Annotated in this window: 1 pseudogene; it reads left to right on the top strand. The window is 69.8% G+C overall.

What is annotated here, in order from left to right:
- Nucleotides 1-679 precede the first annotated feature (679 nt).
- A pseudogene (locus ACH4J0_RS42880) lies at nucleotides 680-1,397 on the top strand (hypothetical protein); the annotation flags it as partial.

The raw sequence follows: 1,397 nt of genomic DNA, 5'->3' as shown, positions 1-1,397 counted from the left end.
CCGCCCGCTCCCGGACCTCACTGGGGTATGGCTTCCTCATAACGGACTCGATCCTTCCAAGAGAAGGAGTCTCGGTCAAACCCGCAGCGATTCAGCCCGCGGAAGGCACGGCTCGCGCCCTGATACCGCAACCGCACTTGATCATGATTTGACTTGGCGGTGATCGAGCTTGGGGCGGGGCAGGTCGAGGAGTGGAAGGCGGTGCCCGCGGGGTTGCATAACCGCTTTGCGTCGCGCTTCACCGGATCGGAGCCGCGAGGGCGGGGGCTGGAGTACATGGCCGGGTTGATCGCCGCTCGTCCCCGCCGGCGGCTGCCGGCGTACCGCTCCGGCAGGCGGTCAGTGTGGTGGGAACGGGGCGTGCGGAGTCGTGCAGTGCGCCCCGTGCGGTGCAAGTTCCGTGATCGGAGGGACTGTTGGGTGTGGTGGTGCTCCGAACGTTGGTTCATACGGGTTATTCGATCGGGAGGGTATGGCTTTGGCCGGCTGGTGTGGTTGTAATGGCGGTGACCGACTGTGGGGTGCCCATTCCCCTGTCGGGGCGTCGGGGTGGTGATCGCTTGACGGGTCACCGTCCCCATGCACGGGCACCCCTGACAGGTGGAATTCGTCGGCCGTACCTTCTGGCGCGGCCGTGTTCGGGCAGCCCCACTCCCGACTCACTCAAGGGGCTGCTCACATGGCAGTAACCATCGTTCCCACCCCCGTGGCGGCGTGTTCCGCCTTCACCGCCACGGCCACCGGCGCGCCCGCGGGGGCCGTCACCGCTGTCTTCTTCTATGACGGCGCCGCCCCGCAGTCGCTGCCGGTGGTCGCCGGCGCCGCCGGACCGGCGACGTTCACGGCTGTCGGCTCCGGCGCGCAGCCGGTCCTGGTGACCTACCTGAATGCCGTCGCCGCGGTGGTCGGGGCAGACAGCGGCACGGTCACCGTCAACGCGGCGCCGGCCGGGACCATGTCCACGACGCTGTCGATCGCCGTCGGCGGCCTCGTGACCGCCCAGACCACCCTGACCTGCAGCGCCGGCCTGATTTCCGTCAACGGCACCCTGACCTACACCCTGCCGGGCGGGGGCACGGTCACCGCCCCGGTGGTCAACGGCGTGGTTGGGCAGGTCAGTCTGGGACTGGCGCTGACGGCCGGTCAGGTGGTGGGGGTCAGCTTCACCCCCGCCGCCGGCACCTGTGCGGCCTGCACCTTCGCGCCGATCACCGTCACCGTGCCGGCGCCGCCGACCTGTTCGGTGGTCATCATCCAGCCGGTGGTCGGCCCGATAGTCGTCGGCCAGCCCACCGTCGTGTCCGCGGTGGTGCTGTGCAACGGCGTGCCCGTTCCGGGTGCGACGGTCACCTTCAACGGCGACGGGGCCACGCCGGTGACCGCCACCACCAGCGCAC

The sequence above is a fragment of the Kitasatospora sp. NPDC017646 genome (genome assembly GCF_044329365.1).
In the GTDB taxonomy this organism is placed as follows: domain Bacteria; phylum Actinomycetota; class Actinomycetes; order Streptomycetales; family Streptomycetaceae; genus Kitasatospora.
Note: the sequence above shows the minus strand (reverse complement) of the source record. Positions and strands in the feature narration are given on the sequence as shown.